This window comes from Vibrio ordalii ATCC 33509, from assembly GCA_000257205.1.
Classification (GTDB): Bacteria; Pseudomonadota; Gammaproteobacteria; order Enterobacterales; family Vibrionaceae; genus Vibrio; species Vibrio ordalii.
The window spans coordinates 1-1,888 of the sequence record AEZC01000173.1 but is presented as its reverse complement, the minus strand read 5'-3'; the positions used below and the strand labels follow the sequence as shown (position 1 = coordinate 1,888).

Here is a 1,888-nt window from a genome sequence, read left to right as displayed (position 1 = left end):
TCTTAAACTGTATAAACCATCAATCTGTGTGGACACTCATCAGTGTAATCTTCGTATAAGGAGGTGATCCAGCGCCAGGTTCCCCTAGCGCTACCTTGTTACGACTTCACCCCAGTCATGAACCACACCGTGGTGATCGTCCTCCACTCTCTCCGAAGAAAGTGCGGTTAAACTAACCACTTCTGGTGCAGCCCACTCCCATGGTGTGACGGGCGGTGTGTACAAGGCCCGGGAACGTATTCACCGTAGCATTCTGATCTACGATTACTAGCGATTCCGACTTCATGGAGTCGAGTTGCAGACTCCAATCCGGACTACGACGCACTTTTTGGGATTCGCTCACTATCGCTAGCTTGCTGCCCTCTGTATGCGCCATTGTAGCACGTGTGTAGCCCTACTCGTAAGGGCCATGATGACTTGACGTCGTCCCCACCTTCCTCCGGTTTATCACCGGCAGTCTCCCTGGAGTTCCCGACATTACTCGCTGGCAAACAAGGATAAGGGTTGCGCTCGTTGCGGGACTTAACCCAACATTTCACAACACGAGCTGACGACAGCCATGCAGCACCTGTCTTACAGTTCCCGAAGGCACTCCCGCGTCTCCGCAGGATTCTGTAGATGTCAAGAGTAGGTAAGGTTCTTCGCGTTGCATCGAATTAAACCACATGCTCCACCGCTTGTGCGGGCCCCCGTCAATTCATTTGAGTTTTAATCTTGCGACCGTACTCCCCAGGCGGTCTACTTAACGCGTTAGCTCCGAAAGCCACGGCTCAAGGCCACAACCTCCAAGTAGACATCGTTTACGGCGTGGACTACCAGGGTATCTAATCCTGTTTGCTCCCCACGCTTTCGCATCTGAGTGTCAGTATCTGTCCAGGGGGCCGCCTTCGCCACCGGTATTCCTTCAGATCTCTACGCATTTCACCGCTACACCTGAAATTCTACCCCCCTCTACAGTACTCTAGTGAACCAGTTTCAAATGCGGTTCCGAGGTTGAGCCCCGGGCTTTCACATCTGACTTAATCCACCACCTGCATGCGCTTTACGCCCAGTAATTCCGATTAACGCTCGCACCCTCCGTATTACCGCGGCTGCTGGCACGGAGTTAGCCGGTGCTTCTTCTGTCGCTAACGTCAAATGATGCTGCTATTAACAACACCACCTTCCTCACGACTGAAAGTACTTTACAACCCGAAGGCCTTCTTCATACACGCGGCATGGCTGCATCAGGCTTGCGCCCATTGTGCAATATTCCCCACTGCTGCCTCCCGTAGGAGTCTGGACCGTGTCTCAGTTCCAGTGTGGCTGATCATCCTCTCAGACCAGCTAGGGATCGTCGCCTTGGTGAGCCATTACCTCACCAACTAGCTAATCCCACCTAGGCATATCCTGACGCGAGAGGCCCGAAGGTCCCCCTCTTTGGCCCGTAGGCATCATGCGGTATTAGCCATCGTTTCCAATGGTTATCCCCCACATCAGGGCAATTTCCTAGGCATTACTCACCCGTCCGCCGCTCGCCACCCAAGGAACAAGTTCCTCTGTGCTGCCGCTCGACTTGCATGTGTTAGGCCTGCCGCCAGCGTTCAATCTGAGCCATGATCAAACTCTTCAATTAAAGTTTTGTTGGTCCTAAGACCGGCTCAATGAATACTGACTTCAAAACTGCTCTTACTCGAAAGTAAAAAAGTAATTTTAAAGCTATTGTTGTTCCAACAGAACAACAATGAATTGACTGTGCCGCTTCTTGGTCTTCACTTTTTAAGAAAAAGTGAAATCAAAAAGCATTCGAACTATTGCTAGTTCAGGTCACTCAGTTCATTGATAAATCTTTTTCGATTATCATCAACGAGTGCCCACACAGATTGATAGGTTTATATTGTTAAAGAGC

1 rRNA gene is annotated in these 1,888 nt (G+C 50.7%); it reads right to left on the bottom strand.

What is annotated here, in order from left to right:
• Positions 1 to 56: 56 nt before the first annotated feature.
• Positions 57 to 1,615 (bottom strand): 16S ribosomal RNA (locus tag VOR_RS0112155).
• Between the last annotated feature and the right edge of the window lie 273 nt (positions 1,616 to 1,888).